The sequence below is a fragment of the Stenotrophomonas sp. TWI1409 genome (assembly GCF_039673015.1).
Lineage (GTDB): Bacteria > Pseudomonadota > Gammaproteobacteria > Xanthomonadales > Xanthomonadaceae > Stenotrophomonas > Stenotrophomonas maltophilia_A.
In genome coordinates, this window is the sequence record NZ_JBDJKU010000016.1 from 12,023 (window position 1) to 31,113 (window position 19,091).

20 protein-coding genes are annotated in these 19,091 nt (G+C 66.9%); 4 read left to right on the plus strand and 16 right to left on the minus strand.

The genetic code is table 11. The features are described from left to right. Positions 1 to 118: 118 nt before the first annotated feature. Both ABE423_RS07330 and ABE423_RS07335 read left to right on the plus strand, forming a co-directional pair. Positions 119 to 2,341, plus strand: coding sequence for a methyl-accepting chemotaxis protein (locus ABE423_RS07330; protein WP_346485602.1), 2,223 nt, complete (start codon positions 119 to 121; stop codon positions 2,339 to 2,341). Between the two features lie 166 nt (positions 2,342 to 2,507). Beyond that, positions 2,508 to 2,876 carry a glycine zipper 2TM domain-containing protein gene (locus ABE423_RS07335; protein ID WP_032127541.1) on the plus strand — a complete coding sequence of 123 codons (369 nt, stop codon included), beginning with the start codon at positions 2,508 to 2,510 and terminating at the stop codon, positions 2,874 to 2,876. A 120-nt stretch (positions 2,877 to 2,996) separates the two neighbouring features. On the opposite strand, the gene ABE423_RS07340 is transcribed toward ABE423_RS07335, so the two are convergent. The 5 genes from ABE423_RS07340 to ABE423_RS07360 all read right to left on the minus strand — a co-directional run bounded on the left by ABE423_RS07340 (position 2,997) and on the right by ABE423_RS07360 (position 8,677). After that, entirely contained in the window at positions 2,997 to 4,124 is a 1,128-nt protein-coding gene (locus ABE423_RS07340; protein ID WP_346485604.1) for an ABC transporter permease, read from the minus strand. Next, entirely contained in the window at positions 4,121 to 5,308 is a 1,188-nt protein-coding gene (locus ABE423_RS07345; protein WP_125894509.1) for an ABC transporter permease, read from the minus strand. The genes ABE423_RS07340 and ABE423_RS07345 overlap by 4 nt, the downstream gene beginning before the upstream one ends. Continuing rightward, a complete protein-coding gene (locus tag ABE423_RS07350; protein WP_125894507.1) occupies positions 5,293 to 6,306 on the minus strand; it encodes an efflux RND transporter periplasmic adaptor subunit in 1,014 nt (337 codons plus the stop codon). The genes ABE423_RS07345 and ABE423_RS07350 overlap by 16 nt, the downstream gene beginning before the upstream one ends. After that, positions 6,299 to 7,705 carry a TolC family protein gene (locus ABE423_RS07355; RefSeq protein ID WP_125894505.1) on the minus strand — a complete coding sequence of 469 codons (1,407 nt, stop codon included), beginning with the start codon at positions 7,703 to 7,705 and terminating at the stop codon, positions 6,299 to 6,301. Before ABE423_RS07355 ends, ABE423_RS07350 begins: the two co-directional genes overlap by 8 nt. A 78-nt stretch (positions 7,706 to 7,783) precedes the next feature. Then, positions 7,784 to 8,677, minus strand: coding sequence for a LysR family transcriptional regulator ArgP (locus tag ABE423_RS07360; protein ID WP_125894504.1), 894 nt, complete (start codon positions 8,675 to 8,677; stop codon positions 7,784 to 7,786). Positions 8,678 to 8,783: 106 nt separating this feature from the next. On the opposite strand from ABE423_RS07360, the gene ABE423_RS07365 reads away from it, so the two are divergent. After that, the gene (locus tag ABE423_RS07365; protein ID WP_125894503.1) at positions 8,784 to 9,404 is read left to right on the plus strand and encodes a LysE/ArgO family amino acid transporter; all 621 of its coding nucleotides are present in this window, start codon (positions 8,784 to 8,786) and stop codon (positions 9,402 to 9,404) included. Between the two features lie 175 nt (positions 9,405 to 9,579). Continuing rightward, positions 9,580 to 10,248, plus strand: a complete 669-nt coding sequence (locus tag ABE423_RS07370) for a hypothetical protein (RefSeq protein ID WP_032127534.1) — start codon at positions 9,580 to 9,582, stop codon at positions 10,246 to 10,248. On the opposite strand, the gene map is transcribed toward ABE423_RS07370, so the two are convergent. The 11 genes from map to ABE423_RS07425 form a co-directional block, all read right to left on the minus strand. Next, positions 10,245 to 11,027: a type I methionyl aminopeptidase gene (gene map / locus ABE423_RS07375; RefSeq protein WP_185749962.1), complete on the minus strand. Its 783-nt coding sequence runs from the start codon at positions 11,025 to 11,027 to the stop codon at positions 10,245 to 10,247. The genes ABE423_RS07370 and map overlap by 4 nt on opposite strands. A 10-nt stretch (positions 11,028 to 11,037) precedes the next feature. Then, entirely contained in the window at positions 11,038 to 11,250 is a 213-nt protein-coding gene (locus ABE423_RS07380) for a ParD-like family protein (RefSeq protein WP_005412680.1), read from the minus strand. Positions 11,251 to 11,318: 68 nt separating this feature from the next. After that, a complete protein-coding gene (locus ABE423_RS07385) occupies positions 11,319 to 11,678 on the minus strand; it encodes a VOC family protein (protein ID WP_125894499.1) in 360 nt (119 codons plus the stop codon). A gap of 210 nt (positions 11,679 to 11,888) precedes the next feature. After that, positions 11,889 to 12,773, minus strand: a complete 885-nt coding sequence (locus ABE423_RS07390) for a hypothetical protein (protein WP_346485609.1) — start codon at positions 12,771 to 12,773, stop codon at positions 11,889 to 11,891. 3 nt (positions 12,774 to 12,776) lie between these two features. Further along, positions 12,777 to 13,841: a GNAT family N-acetyltransferase gene (locus ABE423_RS07395; protein ID WP_253143357.1), complete on the minus strand. Its 1,065-nt coding sequence runs from the start codon at positions 13,839 to 13,841 to the stop codon at positions 12,777 to 12,779. A gap of 29 nt (positions 13,842 to 13,870) precedes the next feature. Beyond that, positions 13,871 to 15,271, minus strand: a complete 1,401-nt coding sequence (locus tag ABE423_RS07400) for an aminotransferase class III-fold pyridoxal phosphate-dependent enzyme (protein ID WP_032127529.1) — start codon at positions 15,269 to 15,271, stop codon at positions 13,871 to 13,873. A 62-nt stretch (positions 15,272 to 15,333) separates the two neighbouring features. Continuing rightward, on the minus strand, positions 15,334 to 16,050 hold the full coding sequence (locus ABE423_RS07405) for an MtnX-like HAD-IB family phosphatase (protein WP_253143356.1): 717 nt from the start codon (positions 16,048 to 16,050) through the stop codon (positions 15,334 to 15,336). Between the two features lie 174 nt (positions 16,051 to 16,224). Further along, entirely contained in the window at positions 16,225 to 17,427 is a 1,203-nt protein-coding gene (locus ABE423_RS07410) for a DegT/DnrJ/EryC1/StrS family aminotransferase (RefSeq protein ID WP_125894494.1), read from the minus strand. Positions 17,428 to 17,437: 10 nt separating this feature from the next. Continuing rightward, a complete protein-coding gene (locus tag ABE423_RS07415; RefSeq protein WP_125894491.1) occupies positions 17,438 to 17,836 on the minus strand; it encodes a DMT family transporter in 399 nt (132 codons plus the stop codon). Continuing rightward, positions 17,833 to 18,192 carry an EamA family transporter gene (locus ABE423_RS07420; RefSeq protein ID WP_012479558.1) on the minus strand — a complete coding sequence of 120 codons (360 nt, stop codon included), beginning with the start codon at positions 18,190 to 18,192 and terminating at the stop codon, positions 17,833 to 17,835. Before ABE423_RS07420 ends, ABE423_RS07415 begins: the two co-directional genes overlap by 4 nt. Position 18,193: 1 nt before the next feature. Then, positions 18,194 to 19,030 (minus strand): alpha/beta fold hydrolase, encoded by an 837-nt coding sequence (locus tag ABE423_RS07425; RefSeq protein WP_010483180.1) that lies wholly within the window; start codon positions 19,028 to 19,030, stop codon positions 18,194 to 18,196. Positions 19,031 to 19,091 lie beyond the last annotated feature (61 nt).

A 19,091-nucleotide genomic window follows, 5' to 3' on the forward strand; every position in this document is an offset into this window, starting at 1 on the left:
GCATTTTCTGACTGCCTGCACAGTTCCATATATTTGGATCGGTCCATATATAAAGTCCCGTAAAGTTTTCCTCCGCTGCGCCGCCATCGAACGTACGGCCACGATCAAGGGAATTGAGATGCTTGCCTTACGTAATCTCCGTGTGGGATCCCGGCTTGGCGCCGGCTTCGGTCTGCTGCTGCTGTTCATCATGGCCATCGTCGGCCTGGTGCTGTATGGGAATCAGCTGAAATCCGCCCAGTTCGAGAAAGTGGTGGACGTCAACATGGTGAAGATGCGCCTGTTGAATGACATGCTTGATACCAACAACGCGGTGCTGATGCATCGTCGCCTGATGGTGATCAAGCGGGGTGACGAGTTCGACAAGGATTACCAGCGTGCCCAGGAGTTGTCGCGGACCTATGACGGTATCTGGGCCAAGTACATCAAGATTCCGCGTGACGCTACCGGCGATACCCTGGTCGCGCGCATCGAGGCGGCCCGCAAGGCCACCGATGCATCAACCCAGCAATTGCATGAGCGCATGAAGGCGGGGGATTTCGATGGTGCAGCGAAGGAGCTGCTGGCCGAGCACGGATTGGCAACGGCCTGGAATGAATCCATTTCGGCCCTGCTGCGCCACCAGGAAGCACTGACCGAACGCAGCCGCGAAGAGTACCGCGCAACCGAATCGTGGACCGGCACGCTGTCGATCGCGTTCGGGGCACTGAGCCTGTTGCTGGGGACGTTGGCGGCCTGGGCGATCACCCGCAGCCTGACCCGCCCGCTGGAAGGAGCGGTGAAGCTGGCCGACGGCATCGCCAGTGGCCGCCTGGACAGCAGCATCGACGCCACCGGCAACGATGAGGTGACCCAGCTGCTGAAGTCGATGCAGCGCATGCAGGCACAGCTGCAGTCGGTGATGGCGGCACAGGGGGAGCTGGCCCGCCAGCACGATGCCGGCAGCCTCAGCTACCGCATGGACGAGAGCGCGTTCCCCGGTGACTACGGGCGCATGGTGCATGAGACCAATGCGCTGGTTGGATCGCACGTGCAGGTACAGAACCGGCTGATCGAGGTGATGAAACACTACGCACGCGGCGATCTGTCGGTGGACATGGACCCGCTGCCCGGCGAGAAGGCGGCGGTCACCCAGGCGATGGACGAAACCAAGTCCAGCCTGTCGGCGATCAACAGCGAGATCCGCCGGTTGGCGACAGCGGCTGCGGCAGGCGACTTCAGCCTGCGCGGCGACGAAGATCGCTTCGCCTATGATTTCCGCGACATGGTGGCTGGGCTCAATCGCCTGATGCAGACCACCGACGAGAACCTGGTGCAGGTCTCGACCCTGCTGCAGGCCATCTCGCGCGGCGACCTGACCGTGCGCATGCAGGGTGATTTCCATGGCGTGTTCGCGCGCATGCGTGATGACTGCAATGCCACCGTCGACCAGCTCAAGCAGATCGTCGGCCGCATCCAGTCCAGCGCCTCCAGCATCAATCTGGCCGCAGGTGAAATCGCTTCGGGCAACACCGACCTGTCGCGGCGTACCGAACAGCAGGCGGCAAACCTGGAAGAAACGGCAGCATCGATGGAGGAACTGACCTCCACCGTGAAGCAGAATGCCGAGCATGCACGGCAGGCCAACCAATTGGCCATCGGCGCGCATGGTGTTGCCTCCCAGGGCGGTGAAGTGGTGGGCCAGGTGGTCACCACGATGTCGGCCATCGAGGCATCGTCGAAGAAAATCGCCGAGATCATCAGCGTCATCGACGGCATCGCCTTCCAGACCAATATCCTCGCGCTGAACGCGGCGGTCGAAGCTGCGCGTGCCGGCGAGCAGGGCAGGGGCTTTGCAGTGGTGGCCAGCGAAGTGCGTACGCTGGCGCAGCGCTCGGCGGGGGCGGCCAAGGAGATCAAGGGGCTGATCGAGGATTCGGTCGGCAAGGTCGCCGACGGCTCGGCGCTGGTCCGCCAGGCGGGCACCACGATGGGCGAGATCGTGGCCTCGGTGCAGCGCGTGACCGACATCATGGCCGATATCTCTGCTGCCTCCCAGGAGCAGAGCTCGGGCATCGAACAGGTCAACCAGGCGGTGGTGCAGATGGATGAGACCACGCAGCAGAATGCGGCGCTTGTAGAAGAGGCCAGTGCGGCGGCACGCTCGATGGAGGAGCAGGCCAACCTGCTGGCCGAGGCGGTTTCGGTGTTCCGCACGGGGGCGGTGACCGCTGCCGCCGCGGTGCGCCCGGCGCTGGCAGCCGTGGCGGCATCGGTTGCGCCGGTGCGCCGGCCCGCGGTGCTGTCGCCGCGGATCGAGCCGACGCTGGCCGCCAATGCGGGTGGTTGGGAAGAGTTCTAGAAGAGAGCAAGGCCGGCAGGGAGACGGCGCCCATCGCGACGGCTGGTCGCGATGGGCGCGGATTTTCTTCCTGAACGTGCGATGGCCGATGAAGTGGCGGACACGCGCATTTCACTTCCGGTTGCCAACCGCGGGAGGACACTGGCGCCATACCGGAACTCAGGAGATGGCCATGAAGACCTCGACCCGATTGCTTGTGCTGGGCACCCTGCTGGCAGCTTCGTCGGTGGCCGGCGCGCAGACCTATGGCCCGCGCGATGAGGGACGCAAGTTCAACGACGGCAGCCGCGTGGTCTGCAAGAACGTGGAAGTGCAGCGCAACTCGCGCGATCCGAACCGCATCACGGGTACCGCTACCGGCGCGGTGATCGGCGGCCTGCTCGGCAACCAGGTAGGTGGCGGCAACGGCAAGAAGCTGGCCACCGTGGCAGGCGCCGTTGCAGGTGGTGCGGCCGGTCGCCAGATCCAGGGCAACAGCCAGCAGAAGAACGGCGACCGCGTGGTGGAACGTCGCTGCGAACGCGTCTACCGCTGATTGACCGACCTGGTTGGCCCTTCCACGATGCAGTATCCGAACGCCGGCCTCGCGCCGGCGTTCTTCGTTGCAGGAAAAGGGGACGGAGGGGATTAAGTCGTAATTCCCCAAACCGGCCGCTTACGACTTAATCCCCTCCGTCCCCTTTTTTGCGAGGAGGCGCCAGGTGGCGAGGCTGCCGTAGAGCAGCAGCAGGGCGGTGAGGGTGATCAGTTCGTGGCTGACTTCGGTCAGGCGGGCGTCCATCTGGTTCAGGCGCACCATCAGGTTGATGCCCGAGGTGGTCGGCAGAAGCTGCGCCAGCCAGACCAGCGGTTGTGGCGTCATCACTGCCGGCCACGACAGGTTGGCCAGGAAGAACAGCGGGATCGAGGTGGCGATGATGCACTGGAAGGCGCGTTCGCGGGTGCGGAAGAAGCTGCCGACGAACAGGCCGAACGCCACCGTGGCGGCGATGAACAAGGTGCCGCCGAGCAGCTGGCCCAATGGGTTGCCGCCGCGCGGATAGTCCTGCACCCAGGCGGTGAAGCCGGCGTAGTAGAACAGGCCGAACAGGCCGATCAGGGCGAAGCCCAGTGCCATGCCGGCCAGCGTCGGCAGGTCGAAGCGCAGGCGCCGGCCGAGTGCGAGACGACGGCCACCGAGCAGGACGCCGATGCCCATCAGCAGGGTCTGGTGCACGATCAGCTCGGCCACGCCGGGCACGATGGCGCTGCCATAGCCTTCCTGGGTGTTGTACAGCGGGCGCTGCACCAGCGTGACCGGTGGTGCCTGCGGTGCGCCCATGAAGGCGGCCTGGCCGACCACGGCATCACGTCCGAACGCGCCCAGTGCATCGGCCACGCTGCCCAGCACCCAACTGGCACGGCCCAGGTAGGCGCCGTTGCCGAGCAGCACCAGCTTGGCCGGATGGCCGCGCAGGATGTCGCGCTCCAGGTTGGCCGGGATCAGCACGATGCCTTCGGCGTGGCCGGCTTCCAGCTGCTGGCGCGCGCTGTCGATGTCCGCAGGCTGCCCGACCACGCGTGCGACCCGCAACGCGTCGAGCTTCCGCAGCAGCTCGCGGCTGGTCGCGCTGTGGTCTTCGTCCACCACCAGTACCGGCAGGTTGCCGGCCACCTGGTGGCGATACGCGGCCGGGTAGAAGAACGAGTACAGGATCACCGCGCCGACCATCACCACGATCGCATAGCGGTCGCACAGCACCGCCATCAGGGTCTGCCGCAGACTGCGCCACAGTGCGCTCATGCGTCGGCTCCTGCCGGTTGTGCGGCTTCGGGCGTGCGCGCGAAGGCAATCAGGCGCAGCCCACCGATGCCGCCAGCCACCACTGACATCAGCAGCAACGTGGCCAGCGGCCATACCGAAACCTGCAGCGGCGAACCGATGAACTGTTGCTGGGTCTGCAGCTTGATATAGGCGCTGAGCGGCAGCAGCTGATGCCAGATGCGGGTGAACAGGGGGCCATCCAGCACCGGGAAGGTGGCGCTGGAGAACGCCAGTGCAGTACCGATGCTGAGGCCGACCGCGGACAGCGCGGTACCCATGTCGCGGGTGACGCCGACGAAGAACAACGCGTAGGCCGCAGTAGCCAGATAGAACAGGGGTTGAGCGAGCAGCAGCAGGAGCACGCTGCCGGCCACACCATCACCGCGCAGCCAGGCCAGGTAGCCGATGCCGAGCGCGCCATACAGCGAGAACAGCAGGACGTACGGCGCGATCTTGCCGGCAATCGCCGGCCACGGTGTGCGGCCGAGCCAGGCGGGCAGGCTGCCGTCGCGAATCTCGCGGCCGAGGCTGCCGGCCACCGCAAGTGCCAGCACCAGCGACAACACCGCCGGGAAGATCAGCGGCAGCAGGAACAGCTCGTAGCTGCGCGCCGGGTTGTACAGGATGTCCGACTGCACCGCGATCGGTGCCGCACGCAGCTTGCCCGGGCCGACCTGCAGGCCGATGCGCTCGCGCAGCAGGCGTGCGTTCCAGGCCGAGACCGCGTCGCCGATATCGCGCGCCGCGGACTGGCCGGTGGTCATGTAGGTGGCGTTGTAATAGGCGAACACCGTGCCCTGGCGCCCACGCAACGCCTGCCGGGTGACATCGCGCGGCACCAGTACGATGGCGAACACATCCAGCCGACGCAGCTGCGAACGTGCATCTTGCATGTCCGCAGGCTGGCTGGCGATGCGCACGCCGGGGCTGGCATCGAGCATGCGCAGCAGCAGGCGGCTGTCGCTGCTGTGGTCGAGGTCGACCACGGCGATCGGGATGTCGCGCATCACCGAGGGCGTGAACATCCACGCCATCACGGCCAGCATCAGCAGCGGCAGCAGGGTGACCAGCAGCAGGTCGGCGCGGTTGCCGCGCAGCGACCGCAGCTCGCGCCGCCAGCTGGCGGCGAAGCTGCTGCTGTCGGGGCTCAGTGCTGGGGCCATGCGAACAGCACGCTCATGCCGGGGCGGAAGCCCTCGATGCGGCGTACCGGGCGCACCCGCACCTCGAAGCTGCGGACGTCGTAGCCGGACGACTGGCGGGTGGTCCGCCAGGTCGCATAGTCACCGGCCGGATTGATGAAATAGACCTCGAACTCGCCGTCCTGGCCAAGCGCCGGCACGCTGCCCTGCAGCTTGCTGCCGACCTTCAGGCCCTGCATCTGCGATTCGCGCAGGTTCATCGCCACCCACATGCGGTCGATGTCGACCAGGGTGAACACCGGGTAGCCGGCCGGCACCAGTTCACCCGGGTCGGCCATGCGCTTGTTGATCTCGCCGGCCACCGGCGCGCGCCCTTCCACTTCGACACGCGCGGCGTTGACTTCGGCCACCGCGCCCTGTGCCTGCTGCACCTGGCCCTGCGCGGCACGCTTGTCCTGCTCGCGTGCGCCGGCCAAGGCCATGTCGTACTGCGCGCGGGCGGCACGCGCCAGTTCGCGCGAACTGGTGGCCTGGGCATGCGCTTCATCGCGCTTCTGCCGGGTCATCACCCCTTCGTTGAACAGGTTCTGCACGCGCTGGTAGGTGGCTTCAGCCAGCGTCGCACCGGCTTCAGCCCGCTTCCAGTTCGCTTCAGCGGCGCGGATGTCTTCGCTGCGCGCACCTTCGTCGGCCTTGTCGGCCACCGCCTGTGCGGCGGCCAATGCGCCGTGCGCCTGCTGTTCCTTGGCGGCCACTTCGGGGCTGTCGAGCAGGAACAGCACCTGCCCGGGCTGCACGCGGTCGCCCTCGCGCACCTTCAGCTCGGCCACGCGCGCGGTGATCTTGGCGGCCACGTTGATCGTGTCCGCATCGGCCATGCCCTGAATCTGGTCGGCCGGGCTGCGCCAGGCCAGCCACAGGCCGAGCACCACCACGACCAGCAGCACCACTATCAGGATCGGCCCCAACCGGCGCTTGCCCGGGGGCGTCGTCGCATCGTCGTGCAGCACATCACTCATGGTCGATCACCTCGTCCGCACGCCGCCGGAACTCTTCGAAACGGTCCATCTGTCCACTGACCTCCAGCAACTGTGCCAGCGCAATATCGTATTGGTAGGCGGCCTGTGCGCGCTCGACACGGGCGCCGCCGAGGCCGAGCCGCGCGTCGATCACATCCAGCGAGGTGGCCTGGCCTTCGCGGAACGCCAGCTCCTGCAGGCGCAGGTTTTCCTGTGCCTGGGCAATGCTGCTGTCGAGCAGCACGTACTGCTGGCGCGCGGTTTCCAGCTCGTTCCAGGCCTTGCGCACGCCCAGTGCGACCTGGTTCTCGGCCTCGCGCAGGCCCGCTTCAGCCTGGTCCTGCTGCGCACGCGCGGCGCTGATCTGCGCCGGCCGCGAGTTCGGCGACAGGAAGGTGTACTTCAGGCCGATGCCGAACGCCCAGTCCGGATCGGTCAGCATCTCATCGCGGCGGCGGAAGTCGTACTGGCCGAAGGCGAAGATCTGCGGCTTCAGCTTGGCCTGCTGCACGCGCACGCCCTGTTCGGCCTGCGCCACCATCGCCCGCAGGCGTGCGATCTGCGGCTGGCGCGCCTGCGCAGTGCGCTCGAAGCTGGCGACCGGTTCCAATGGCACGCGCTGCACGAACAGCGGCGACACCGGCTGTACCTCGCCACCACTGCGCAGCAGCGTGGCCAGCGCCGCCTTCAGCGTGGCCAGGTCGTTCACCGTTTTCTGGTATTCGCGCTCGGCCTTGTCGCGGGCCACGGTGGCCTGCAGGCGCTGGGCGCGGGTGGCGAAGCCCTCGCGTTCCAGCTTCTCCGCGTCGGACAGGTGGCGGTTGAGGCCATCGCGTACGTCGCGGCGCACATCCACTGCCTGCTCGGCCAGGCGCTGGCCGAAATAGGCCTGGGCCAGCTGCACGGTCAGCGATTGGCGTTGTGCTTCGCGTTCGGCACTGGCCTGTTCGTGGGCGGCGCTGGCCGCGCGTTGCGCGGCCGGAATCACGCCGCCGGTGTACAACGGCAGCACCGCGGTAACCACGGGCCGGGTACGCCAGTCGCGTTCGGTGAATGACAGCGGTGAGTCGATGCCATAGGCCTCGGCCACCGGTGCCAGCGAACCCAGTGGCAGGGTGAGGGTCTTCTGGAACTGCAGGCGGCGCACTTCGCCGGTGATCTCCGGCAGGCGCAGCAGGCGGGTGGCGTCCTGCAGGTCCTGCTTGTTGCGTACCGCTGCATCGGCGGCGGCCAGTGCATCGGAGACCTGCTCCAGGCGCTGCCGTGCCTGCTCCCAGTCCAATGCGGGTGCATCGGTGAGGGTCTGCGCCTGCGCAGCCAGTGGCAGGCAGGTCGTCAGCGCCAGCGCCAGCGCGGCCTTCGCGCAGTGCATCCTTGTACGTCGGCCGATCACGCTCATGCCGTCCCAATGGTGAAGAAGTGCGCAAACGGTAGTGCGCGCGGCGTGAAGCCCGGGTCTGCGGTCATTGGATTGTCCTCAACGAAGGGTGCCGCTGGCTGCAGTGCGCAGCGCCTGGGTGATGTGCTGCAGCGTGCTTGAACGCACGGCAGCATGCTGCCAGTACAGCGGCACGTCGAGCCAGCGGCGGGGTTCCAGTACCACCACGCGGCCGGCGCGCACGGCGGGCGCGACCAGGGTTTCCGGGGCCATGCCCCAGCCGAGTCCGCACGCAGCGGCTTCGACGAAACCGGTGGAGGAGGGCAGGTAGTGTAGCGGCGGCTGCAGTCGCGCGCGGGTCAGCCGCCGCACGAAGCGCCACTGCAGTTCATCCTTGCGGTTGAACACCAGCATCGGTGCGCTCGCCAGGGCCGTGGCCTGCATGCCGTCGCGGAAGTACTGGCGGGCGAAGCCGGGCGAGGCGACAGCGTGGTAGCGCATGGCGCCGAGCGGATGCACGTTGCAGCCCTTCACCGGTTGGCTTTCGGCAGTGACCGCGCCGAGCACGCTGCCATCGCGCAGCAGCTGCAGGGTATGGTCCTGGTCATCCATGCGCAGGTCGAACAGGTAGCCATGGCGCTGGTGCAGGTCGGCGATGGCCGGTACGAACCAGGTATCGAGCGAGTCATCGTTGACCGCCAACGGGATCGGCGTGCGCGCGGCATCGCTGCCGCGTTCGGGCAGCAGTTCGGCCAATGCCTCGGCCTCCAGCGCCTGCATCGGCCGGACCCGGCGCAGCAGCGCTTCGCCTGCGGCGGTGGGCCGGCACGGTGCCTGACGTACCACCAGTACCTGGCCGAGCCTGTCCTCCAGCGCCTTGATCCGTTGCGACAGGGCCGACGGGCTGATCGACAGGCGGCGTGCCGCGGCGTCGAAGCTGCCTTCTTCCAGCACCGCAGCAAACGCGGCCAGTTGCGGATGTACCAGATCCATGCCGGTGCCTCTTCAGTTTTCCTGCACAGGATAAAGAAAAATCAGATTGTCTAAACAGGGTCAGCGGCCGCACCCTGCGCGTCCTCTCGCTGCCTGGCCTGTCCTGATGTGGATCGCCGCTACCGCCGCCGGCCTGTTCGCAGGTGCCGGCCTGATCATCGCCATCGGTGCGCAGAACGCCTTCGTGCTGCGCCAGGGCCTGCAGCAGCGCCATGTGGGCAGGGTGGTGCTGGCCTGTGCCGGCGCGGACATCGTGCTGATCCTGGCCGGCGTCGGCGGCATGGGCGCGCTGGTGCTGCAGTGGCCGCTGCTGCTGCAGGTGCTGCGCTTCGGTGGTGCGGGCTTCCTGCTCTGGTATGGCCTGCAGGCGGGGCTGCGCGCATGGCGCGGTGGCAGTGCGCTGGCCGCCGCCGAGGCGCAGGGCGGCAGCGGACGGCAGGTACTGCTGACCTGCCTGGCCTTCACCCTGCTCAACCCGCACGTCTATCTGGATACCGTGGTGCTGCTGGGCAGCCTGTCCACGCGCTACCCGGGCGATCTGCGCTGGGCCTTCGCCGCCGGTGCCTGCATTGCCAGTGTGGCCTGGTTCTGCACGTTGGGCTATGGCGCGCGCCTGTTGCAGCCGGTGTTCCACAGGCCGGTTGCCTGGCGTGTGCTGGATGCAGGCGTGGCGATCTTCATGTTCTGCCTTGCGACGTTGTTGCTGTTGCGTCCTTTATCGCCATGAGTGCGTGACGTACGCCGGTGTTGCGTGTGTGTTCCACCGGTACGGTTCACGTGGCCGGATACAGCGCGGATAATGCGCGCCTGGTCGCGACCCCGCCGCGCATGCCGTCGTTCGGCAGCCCCCCGGTCGCCTGTGTTCTCGTTGTACGACCGCCACGGCGCGGCATCGGTGTTGCATGAAAGACAATCTACAGCTGCTCCTGTCCCACCTGGGGCGCACCTTCCTGTTCGGCCTGATGATGGCGCTTCCGCCTGCGTTGGCCTGGCTCGACATCCATTGGCTGGGCAATGCAGTCGGCGAGTGGTCGCTGGTCGAACTGACCCAGGAAGGCTTCCTGGTCGCCAGCGTGGCTGCCTTCGTCCGGCTTGCATTGCGACGTGCCGATGATCGGGCCTTTGCCGTTCTGGCGGCCGCGCTGTTCGCCTGCATGCTCCTGCGTGAAATGGATGAGGCGCTGGACCTGATCGCACACGGCTTCTGGAAGTACCCGGTGGCCGTGCTGATCATCGGTTCACTGGCCTGGGCCAGCCGCGACTGGCGCCGGGCCATGCCGGCGCTGGTGCGTTTTCTCGTATCCCGGCCGGGTACCGTGATGACGATCGGCCTGGTTCTGCTGCTGTTCTATTCGCGTCTGATCGGCATGACGTCGTTGTGGACCGGACTGCTGGGTGACCAGTACATCCGCGTGTTCAAGAACACCATCGAGGAGACCACCGAACTCCTTGGTTACACCTTCATTCTCGCAGCCAGCGTCGGCTATGTGGCACAGCGGGTACGCGAACCGCTGACGGCACGGAAGCGCGCCGTGCACGAGGGTGCCGGGATGCAGCAACGGCCACTCTAGGCGGCATCCACCGAGCACAACGGCGTCTCGCCGGGGCGCAGGGTCAGTACCCGCACGCCGGTGCGGGTGACCGCCACCGTATGCTCGAACTGCGCCGACAGCTTGCCGTCGCGGGTGTACACCGGCCATTCGTCCGGCTGCTGGCGGATGGCCGGCTTGCCCTGGTTGAGCATCGGTTCGATGGTGAACACCATGCCTTCTTCCAGCACCATGCCGGTGTTGGGATGGCCGTAGTGCAGGATCTGCGGTTCCTCGTGCATCTCCTGGCCGATGCCGTGGCCGCAGTATTCCTTCACCACGCTGTAGCCGTGGCTGCGCGCGTGGCGGGCGATGGCGTGGCCGATGTCGCCCAGCCGCGCACCAGGACGCACGGCGGCAATGCCTTTCCACATCGCCTGGTAGGTGGTCTGCACCAGCCTGCGCGCGGCATAGTCGACCTCACCGACCAGATAGGTGGTGCTGGAGTCGGCGATGTAGCCCTTCTTCTCCAGGGTGATGTCGAGGTTGACGATCTGGCCGTTGCGCAGCACGTCGGTGGTGCTGGGTACGCCGTGGCAGACAACGTTGTCGATCGAGGTGTTGAGCACGTACGGGAAGCCGTACTGGCCCTTGCTGGCCGGCCTCGCCTGCAGCTCATCAACGATCATGCGTTCGACGAAATCGTTGATCTCCATGGTGCTTCGGCCCTGCAGCGGCAGCTGGTCGAGTGCGGCGAACACCTCCGCCAGCAGGCGGCCGGATTCGGCCATCAGCGCGATCTCGTCGGGGCGCTTGATGATGCCCATCGGCTCAGACCTGTCCCGGCGGCAGCAGCGGCGGCTGCACACCGGCCGCGCGCAGCTCGCTGGCGACGATGTCCTGGAAGCTCAGCGTGGGGTTCAGCTCGCACAGCATGCCGACCCGGATCCAGAAGTTGGCCTGGGCGTTGATCGAGCGGCTGGAGACGGTACAGGCACGGCGCAGCTGGTCGTGCAGGGTGTCATCGATGTTGACGATGCCCATGGGCGGTCCTGAAGGAGGGGGTATACGAAGCGTATATGTTTCGTATATCCGGCTCAAGGCCGCCCGGTTCAGCTCGCGTCGGTGGCGAAGCGCAGGCGGTTGCCGTCGGGGTCACGCAGCAGCATCTCGCGGCTGCCCCATTCGGTGTCATGCGGCGGCTGTTCGATGGGGACGCCTGCGGCGCTGAAGGCGCGGTGCAGGGCGTCGACGTCCTCGACGATGAAGTACACCGCGCCGCCGACCTCGCAGTCGCCGCTGTGTTCGGTGAGGAAGATCGTCTGGCCATCGCGGGTGAGCTGGGCGAACAGCGGGAAGCCGGGTTCGAAGCGGTGTTCCCAGTCGACCACGAAGCCCAGCCCCTGCACGTAGAACGGCAGGGTGGTGTCGGCGTGGCGCATGCGCAGCTGCGGGATGACGGTCTGGGCCATGGTGGCGGCTCCTGGGCTGGGAACCCAGTGTAGTGCCGGCCGCTGGCCGGCATCCTCGTGCGCCCGGGAACAGTGAGGTTGCCGGCCAGCGGCCGGCACGACCGACGCTGCCTGGGTCTGGTAGTTGCAAACCTTGGTTGGCATTGCCGGCCAGCGGCCGGCACTACCGACGAAGCCACGCTGGCCAGCAGCCGGCACTAACGGAAGCGGTCAACAGGCGGTCGGCACCGCGGCCATCGCCGCCAGCAGTTCGCGGTTCACCTGCTGGTGCCGGGCCTGCCACACCGGCAGATCCCCGGCGCTGACGTCAGGCTGGCCATCCAGCGACGACAACCAGCGCTTGAAGCGGCTCTGGTAGTTGGCCAGCGACACTTCGCCGGTGATGTCACTGCCGACCAGGCCGCCGGCACGCAGTGCTTCAATCACCACCAGCGCGTGTTCCAGCTGGAAGCGGCCCTGGTCCCAGTTGCTGCGGGCGACGTCCTCGGCAAACACATCCTTGTCGATCGACAGGTAGGTCGGCTGCGGCGACTTGGCCTGCTCGGCGGCGAACGCGGCCACCAGCGCTTCGGGATGCTCGAAACGGCGGAAGGCGTGGCCCATGCCGAGACGATGCCCCCAGCCCACGTCCACATCCATGCACCAGTAGGTCAGGCGACTGCCGATCAGCGGGCGCCAGTGGTTCTCCCAGGCATGGCCGAGGCCGATGTCGCTGGAGGTGATGCCGAGCACGTGGATGTGCGAGATCTGCGGCAGCTTGCTGGCGGCGTTCACCCACGACCCGCAGTGCATGCCGAACGGGAAGCGCATGTTGTCCGGATGGTTGTCCAGCACCACCAGCTGGAACGGCGCCTGCGTGCGCATGCGCTGCAGCAGCGGCAGGCTGAGGTGGTGGAAGTCGCCACTGCCGAGCATTACCGTGCCGAGCTGGGCCGGCAACGGTGCCAGCACTTCAGTGGCGAAACGGTTCAGGGTGGCATTGCGGCAGGCGAAGCGCAGTGGATCGTGCCATTGCGGCAGGGCCAGGGTCTGCGCCTCTGGCAGCGGCAGCACGCCACCGTCCAGGTCCAGGATCAGCGGGGAACGCAATGGCATCGCTCAGCCGCCTCCGTCCGGTTCGCCCTGCAGGTACGGGGCCAGCCTGCGCAGGGCTGCACGCAGCAGCGGGGAACGGGCGTGGATCGCATGCCGGGTGGAGGTGAAGCTGGCACCCAGTTCGGCCTTGATCCGCGAATCGGTCCAGCCGGCCACGTAGTGGCTCAGGCTGTGCTGCAGCGCGTATTCGAGGTTGTGCATCCAGCTCACCGCGTACAGGTTGTGCTCGCGGGACTGCGGATAGGCCAGGCCGATGTACTTGTCCACCAGCTTGCCCGCATGCACGTAACACAGGTTCCAGCCGATCAGCTGGCCCTGGTGGCGGTACAGGAACATCCGTCCCTGGCCCTGGCTGTCGGCCAGAAGATGCTGGAAGTAGGGCAGGTCGAGCTGGTCGAAATGCACCGCGCTCTGCGCGTACACGCCCAGGTACAAGGCATACAGTTCGGCCTGGAGCTGCGGGTCGGCCAGGGCCGGATCGCCGGTGGCGATGCAGTCGATCTGCAGGTCGTCGCGCGAGCGCAGCTTGCGCCGGATGTTCTTGCGGCGCGAAGACGACAGGCGGCCGAGATAGCCATCGATCGAATCGAAATCGATGGCCACCCAGGCCAGCGGCATGCCTTCCAGTTCGACGAAGCCGCGTGCCAGCAGCGCCTGCAGGAAGGCACCGCTGTGTGCGTTGGCGGCGTCGTCCAGCAGCGGCGAATCGATCGCCAGGTCCTTGACCACCAGCAGCCGGGTATCGCCGATCGCGTGACGCGTCACGTCCTCGGCCAGCGCCTCAGGCGCGACGTGCGCTGGCAGCGGGGTGTACTCGGTGCTGGTGGCACCGACGAAGCGGGTTTGCCAGGTGATCCATGGCCGCCACAGGCGCGACAGCGGCAGGCCAAGCAGCTTGCCGCGCAGTGCGTCGTCCATGGTGGTGGTCAGGTCCAGCGGCGCACGGAAGGTCGGCAGGCCGCTGGGCAGGCGGCTTGCCTCGAATCCGAGCGGCGGGTGGGCCAGGAAGCCCTCCAGCAGCGCGGCCGGTTCCAGCGCAGTGCTGGACGCACGTGACGTCATCTCCATCGGCACGGGAACCGGCAGCGCATCCGACCTCAGCCCTTGGCCTTGGTCAGCGCCTGGTCGAGCAGGGTGATCGCCAGGTCGATCTCTTCGTAGCTGATGTCCAGCGACGGCGCGAAGGTGATCACGTTCTTGTACCAGCCACCAACGTCGAGCACGAGGCCCATGCGCTTGCCGTCGTGCAGCAGGTCACCGGCCAGGCCGATGTCGACCATGCGGTCCAGCAGTTCCTTGTTCGGGGTGTAGCCGTCGGTCTGGCAGATTTCCGCACGCAGGGCCAGGCCCAGGCCGTCGACATCGCCGATTTCCGGGTGGCGCTTCTGCAGGCCACGCAGGCCGTCGAGGAAGTACGCGCCCTTTTCCGGCACGGTGCGCTCGTAATCCATTTCCTTGCCCAGCTTCAGCACTTCCAGGCCCAGGCGGGTGCCCAGCGGGTTGGAGTTGAAAGTGGAGTGGGTGGAGCCCGGCGGGAACACGGTCGGGTTGATCAGCTCTTCGCGCGCCCACAGGCCCGACAGCGGGTTCAGGCCGTTGGTCAGCGCCTTGCCGAACACCAGCACGTCCGGGGTCACGCCGAAGTGCTCGATGGCCCACAGCTTGCCGGTGCGCCAGAAGCCCATCTGGATTTCATCGACGACCATCAGGATGCCGTACTTGTCCAGCACGCGCTTGAGGCCGGTGAAGAAGTTGCGCGGCGGGATGACGTAGCCGCCGGTGCCCTGGATCGGCTCGACATAGAACGCGGCGTACTCCGCCTGGCCGACCTTGGGATCCCACACGCCGTTGTATTCGCTTTCGAACAGGCGCTCGAACTGCCACACGCAGTGGTCGGAATACTCTTCCGGGGTCATGCCCTTCGGGCGACGGAACGGGTACGGGAACGGGATGAACATCGCGCGCTCGCCGAAGTGGCCGTAGCGGCGGCGGTAGCGGTAGCTGGAGGTGATCGACGACGCACCCAGGGTACGGCCGTGGTAACCACCTTCGAAGGCGAACATCAGGCTCTTGCCGCCGCGTGCGTTGCGCACGATCTTCAGCGAGTCTTCGATGGCCTGCGCGCCGCCGACGTTGAAATGCACGCGGCCGTCGAGGCCGAACTTCTCGTGCATGTCCACGGCAATGGTCTTGGCCAGCTGCACGCGGGTCGGGTGCAGGTACTGGCTGGCGACCTGCGGCAGGGTGTCGATCTGGTCCTTCAGCGCGTCGTTCAGGCGCTTGTTGCTGTAGCCGAAGTTGCAGGCCGAGTACCACATCTGCAGGTCGAGGTAGGGCACGCCCGCACCGTCGAACATGTAGCTGCCTTCGCCGCGCTGGAAGATCTTCGGCGGGTCGACGTAGTGGACGGTATCGCCGAAGGAGCTGTAACGGGCTTCGTCGGCCAGCAGCTGCGCGTCGGAGGCAGCGGCGTCGGCGTTCTTGTCAAAAATGTTCATGCAGTTCGGTTCCGTGAAGGACGTTCGAAAGAGGTAGCGGGGGCGTGCTTGGAAGGGAGTGCTCAGGCGGTGGCCAGCAGCAGGGGCAGTACGGCGGGCTGCGGGCTGGCGTCGATACGACGTGGCTGCAGCAGGCTGCCATCGAGCAAGCGCGGCAGCAGTGCGATTGCATCGTGGAAGGTATCGATGGCGGCATGCTCGATGCCGGCATGGGTGCAATGGGTGATCAGGCGACGCTTGGCGAACACGAAGTCGGCATCTTCGGAGACGCAGAAATCCGAACTGCCATCGCCGATCATCAGCACACGCGGTGCTTCGTTGGCGCGCGCCTGCGCAGCGCAGGTGCACTTGCAGGTGCCGCTGCGGCAGCCTTCGGCCTGGTAGGGCGATTCCAGTTCCCAGTGGTCATCGCACCAGCGCAGGTGGTTGGCCACCACCGGCAGTCGCGACAGGCCGTGGTTGGCGAGGATGCGGTGGATCGCATAGTCCAGGCCGTCGCTGACGATGCGCAGCGGCACGCCCAGCTGTTCGGCACGGCTGACAAAGGCGGCAAAGCCCGGATCGATCTGCACCTGGTCCAGGTGGGCGTCGAGCGTGGCCGGGTCCAGCTTCAGCAGCCTGACCTGGCCCTGCATGCATTCGCGCGAGCCGATCTTTCCCGCTTTCCACTGGTCTTCCAGTTCCTGCCAGCCCGGCTGGCCGTATTTCTCCAGCAGCGAGTCGATGACATCTTCGAGGCTGATGGTGCCGTCGAAGTCACACAGGATGCTCCATTGCATGGGCAGGTCCGTCGATGAAAGGAACGTCCGGCGCGATGCCGGGGCAGGCTCAATGTAGGCAGGCAGCCTTTCTCGTTCCTTTCCTGTTGAAAGCCTGCATTGCAGGGCGCGGAAAGCGTTCAGGAAGGTGCATGGATGAATGCGTGAGGCGCACTCCATCCGTGCGTCCTGGCGTCACGCGCGGGCCAGTGCCCGCAGTATTTCGGCGGTCTCTTCACGGGTCTGCCAGGCGCTGTTGCCGAGGGTCAGCATGCGTGCGGCGAAGTCGCGTGCGTTGGGCATGTCGTCCTGCGGCACGATGCCGCGCAGGTAGGCATAGCCGGGCAGGGCATGGATGAACATGCGGCTGGCGCCAAGCCCGCGTGGCCACAAGTCCTTCAGTACTGCATCGCGGGCGCGTTGGCTGGGCAGCAGCAGCATCAACAGTGGCCAGGTGCCACCGCTACCGGCCAGCCCATCGACCACCTCAACGGCAGGCAGCTGTGCCAGCTGCACCCGCAGCTGCAACGCACGCAGCCGACCGGCCTGAAGGAATGCCGGCAAGCGCCGCGCGGCATGCGCACCGATGTTCTGCCGCCACTGGCTGACCCGGTGCTGCGGGATATCCAGCGGGAAAATGTCACCGACCGCATCTTCCAGATCGCCACGCTGAAGCGCATTGCGCAGTGGATTGCCATACACCAGTGACAGCAGCGAAGGGCGATAGCAGGCAGCAAGGCCCAGCAACTGCAGGCTCCGCAGCAGCTCCCAGCGCAGGCTGGAGCGAACGTGCTGGACGGCATGTTCGGCCAGCGCAGCACGCAGTTCGTCATCGCGGCTGACCAGCAGGCCGCCTTCATGCAGGCTCAGGCCCTTGCCGGCGGCCAGGCTGAAGAATCCGATATCGCCGCGCAGGCCGACACTGCTGTTGCCGACCCGTGCGCCGAGTGCCTGCGCGGCATCTTCGATCACCCAGGCGCCGGCGTTGCGGGCGACTTCGCAGGCCAGCTCGACATCGGCAATGCGCCCGCCCAGGTGGGTGGGCAGGATCGCCAGCGTGCGCGCATCGGCCAGCCGCTTGAGCTGGCCGGGGTCGAAGTCGAAATGACCGCGCCGGGTATCGCACAACTGCACGCGCAGGCCCAGGCTGTGCACCGCGATCGGCACCAGCGGGCAGGTATAGGCCGGCATGATCACGGTGTCGCGCTTTGGCGCACGCTTGCGCAGCGTGCGCAGGGCGATCAGCAGCGCGTGCGTGCCGGAACAGGTCAGCTGCAGCGGCGGTGTGCCGAGCTGGCTGGCAAGGATGTCACGCAGGTCGCCGCCACCGGGAAGGAAATCGCTGGCCTGCATCGGCAGGCCGGCGGTTGGTGGCAGTTCGCGCGCGAACAGGCTCATCGCAGCGCGCTCACGGGGTGCTTTCGGCAGGGCTGTGCGGGTCGTGCGCCTCGGCGCGGCCGAGGCAGACGATGCCGGCCACGATCAGTACCGCACCGAGCAGATGGTGCAGGGTCAGCGGCTCGTTCAACAGCCACGCCGACAGCAGCAGCACGCTGATCACTTCCAGGTGCGAGGCAGCAAAGGCGGGACCGATCGGCGCATGGCGCAGCAGGCTCATCCAGGTGAAGAATGCACCCACGTAGCCGAGGATGGCGCCGTAAACCCACGGCTGCGACAGCACGCGCAGCAGCCAGGCGGTGTTGGCCTCGACCGGCAACGCGGCGTCACCGGCGTACTTGAAGCACAGCTGGGCCAGCGTGTCGAAAGCCATCAGCAGCGGGAAGCCGATCACATACAGGCGCCTCATGAGCCGGCCCCCACCACGGCTACGCCGGCGGTGACCAGCAGCATGCCGGTCACCCGCAGCGGCGTGAGTTTCTCGCGGAACAGGAAACGGCCGGCGATCATCAGCGCGACGATGTTGATCGAGCCCAGCAGCACGCCCTTGGACAGCGGCACCAGCGACAGGAACGCGATCCAGGCGACGAACTCAAGCACGTAGCAGGCGATGCCGATCCACAGCCAGGGACGGCTGAGCATGTGTTTCCAGCGCTGCAGTCCTTCGCCCTCCTGCGGGTCGCTGGCGGCGGCCTTGAAGGCGAGCTGGCCACCGGTATCGAGCACGACATTGGCCAGCCACAGCAGCGTGGCAAGTGCCCCCATGTCAGGCCACCGCCTTGAGCACGCCAGTGCGTTCACCGATTTCGGTGAAGAAGCGCGCGCTGCGGCGGATCACATCGCGGCGTTCGCGGTCGATGGTGATCATGTGGTAACTGTCTTCCAGCACCACCAGTTCCTTCGGGCCGCTGACCCGCGACATCACCAGCTCGGCGTTGCCCATGCTGGCCACGTCGTCCTCGCGGGCGTGCATCACCAGGCACGGCGCGGTGACCTGGTGCAGGTGGCGGCGGGTCCAGTTGCTCAGGGCGCGCATTTCGGCCAGGGCGTGCCAGGGGTTGCCCGGCAGGCCGGCGGCGGCGCTGTCGCCGGACAGCATGGCGGCACTGACTTGTGCACGCAGGCGCTCGTCACGCAGGCCGTACGGCGGCTCTTCCATGAACATGCGGTCGCGGCCGATGTTGAAGCGCTTGAACCACGGCAGCAGGAACGAGAAGCGGGCCACGGCGGGGATGTTCCAGCCGTCATAGCGGAAGGTGGCGCCGTACACGCCAACCCCGGACACCCACTCGGGGCGACGTGCAGCCAGTGCCAGCGACAGCACCGCGCCCATCGACAGGCCGCCGACGAACAGCTGGTCGACCTTGCCGCGCAGGGTTGCCGCCGCATCTTCCACGCCCTGGTACCACTGTTCCCAGGTGGTCGCCAGCAGGTCATCCACGCTGCCGCAATGGCCGGGCAGCTGCACGCCGTGCACGGTGAAACCGGCGTTGTTCAGCCCTTTGCCCAGCATGCGCATTTCCGCCGGGGTGCCGGTCAGGCCATGGACCAGCAGCACGCCCTGTGGGCCACCGGGGAGGAAGAAGTCGTGCGATTCGGTCACCTGGCGGCTCCGGGACGGCAGTGGGGATGGCAGGATCGCAAGCGCGATTTTCGCCAGCCTT

Coding starts and splice junctions, on each gene's coding strand:
- ABE423_RS07330 (WP_346485602.1), top strand. CDS start 119: ATGCTTGCCTTACGTAATCTCCGTGTGGGATCCCGGCTTGGCGCCGGC.
- ABE423_RS07335 (WP_032127541.1), top strand. CDS start 2,508: ATGGCCATGAAGACCTCGACCCGATTGCTTGTGCTGGGCACCCTGCTG.
- ABE423_RS07340 (WP_346485604.1), bottom strand. CDS start 4,124: ATGAGCGCACTGTGGCGCAGTCTGCGGCAGACCCTGATGGCGGTGCTG.
- ABE423_RS07345 (WP_125894509.1), bottom strand. CDS start 5,308: ATGGCCCCAGCACTGAGCCCCGACAGCAGCAGCTTCGCCGCCAGCTGG.
- ABE423_RS07350 (WP_125894507.1), bottom strand. CDS start 6,306: ATGAGTGATGTGCTGCACGACGATGCGACGACGCCCCCGGGCAAGCGC.
- ABE423_RS07355 (WP_125894505.1), bottom strand. CDS start 7,705: ATGAGCGTGATCGGCCGACGTACAAGGATGCACTGCGCGAAGGCCGCG.
- ABE423_RS07360 (WP_125894504.1), bottom strand. CDS start 8,677: ATGGATCTGGTACATCCGCAACTGGCCGCGTTTGCTGCGGTGCTGGAA.
- ABE423_RS07365 (WP_125894503.1), top strand. CDS start 8,784: ATGTGGATCGCCGCTACCGCCGCCGGCCTGTTCGCAGGTGCCGGCCTG.
- ABE423_RS07370 (WP_032127534.1), top strand. CDS start 9,580: ATGAAAGACAATCTACAGCTGCTCCTGTCCCACCTGGGGCGCACCTTC.
- ABE423_RS07380 (WP_005412680.1), bottom strand. CDS start 11,250: ATGGGCATCGTCAACATCGATGACACCCTGCACGACCAGCTGCGCCGT.
- ABE423_RS07385 (WP_125894499.1), bottom strand. CDS start 11,678: ATGGCCCAGACCGTCATCCCGCAGCTGCGCATGCGCCACGCCGACACC.
- ABE423_RS07390 (WP_346485609.1), bottom strand. CDS start 12,773: ATGCCATTGCGTTCCCCGCTGATCCTGGACCTGGACGGTGGCGTGCTG.
- ABE423_RS07395 (WP_253143357.1), bottom strand. CDS start 13,841: ATGGAGATGACGTCACGTGCGTCCAGCACTGCGCTGGAACCGGCCGCG.
- ABE423_RS07400 (WP_032127529.1), bottom strand. CDS start 15,271: ATGAACATTTTTGACAAGAACGCCGACGCCGCTGCCTCCGACGCGCAG.
- ABE423_RS07405 (WP_253143356.1), bottom strand. CDS start 16,050: ATGCAATGGAGCATCCTGTGTGACTTCGACGGCACCATCAGCCTCGAA.
- ABE423_RS07410 (WP_125894494.1), bottom strand. CDS start 17,427: ATGAGCCTGTTCGCGCGCGAACTGCCACCAACCGCCGGCCTGCCGATG.
- ABE423_RS07415 (WP_125894491.1), bottom strand. CDS start 17,836: ATGAGGCGCCTGTATGTGATCGGCTTCCCGCTGCTGATGGCTTTCGAC.
- ABE423_RS07420 (WP_012479558.1), bottom strand. CDS start 18,192: ATGGGGGCACTTGCCACGCTGCTGTGGCTGGCCAATGTCGTGCTCGAT.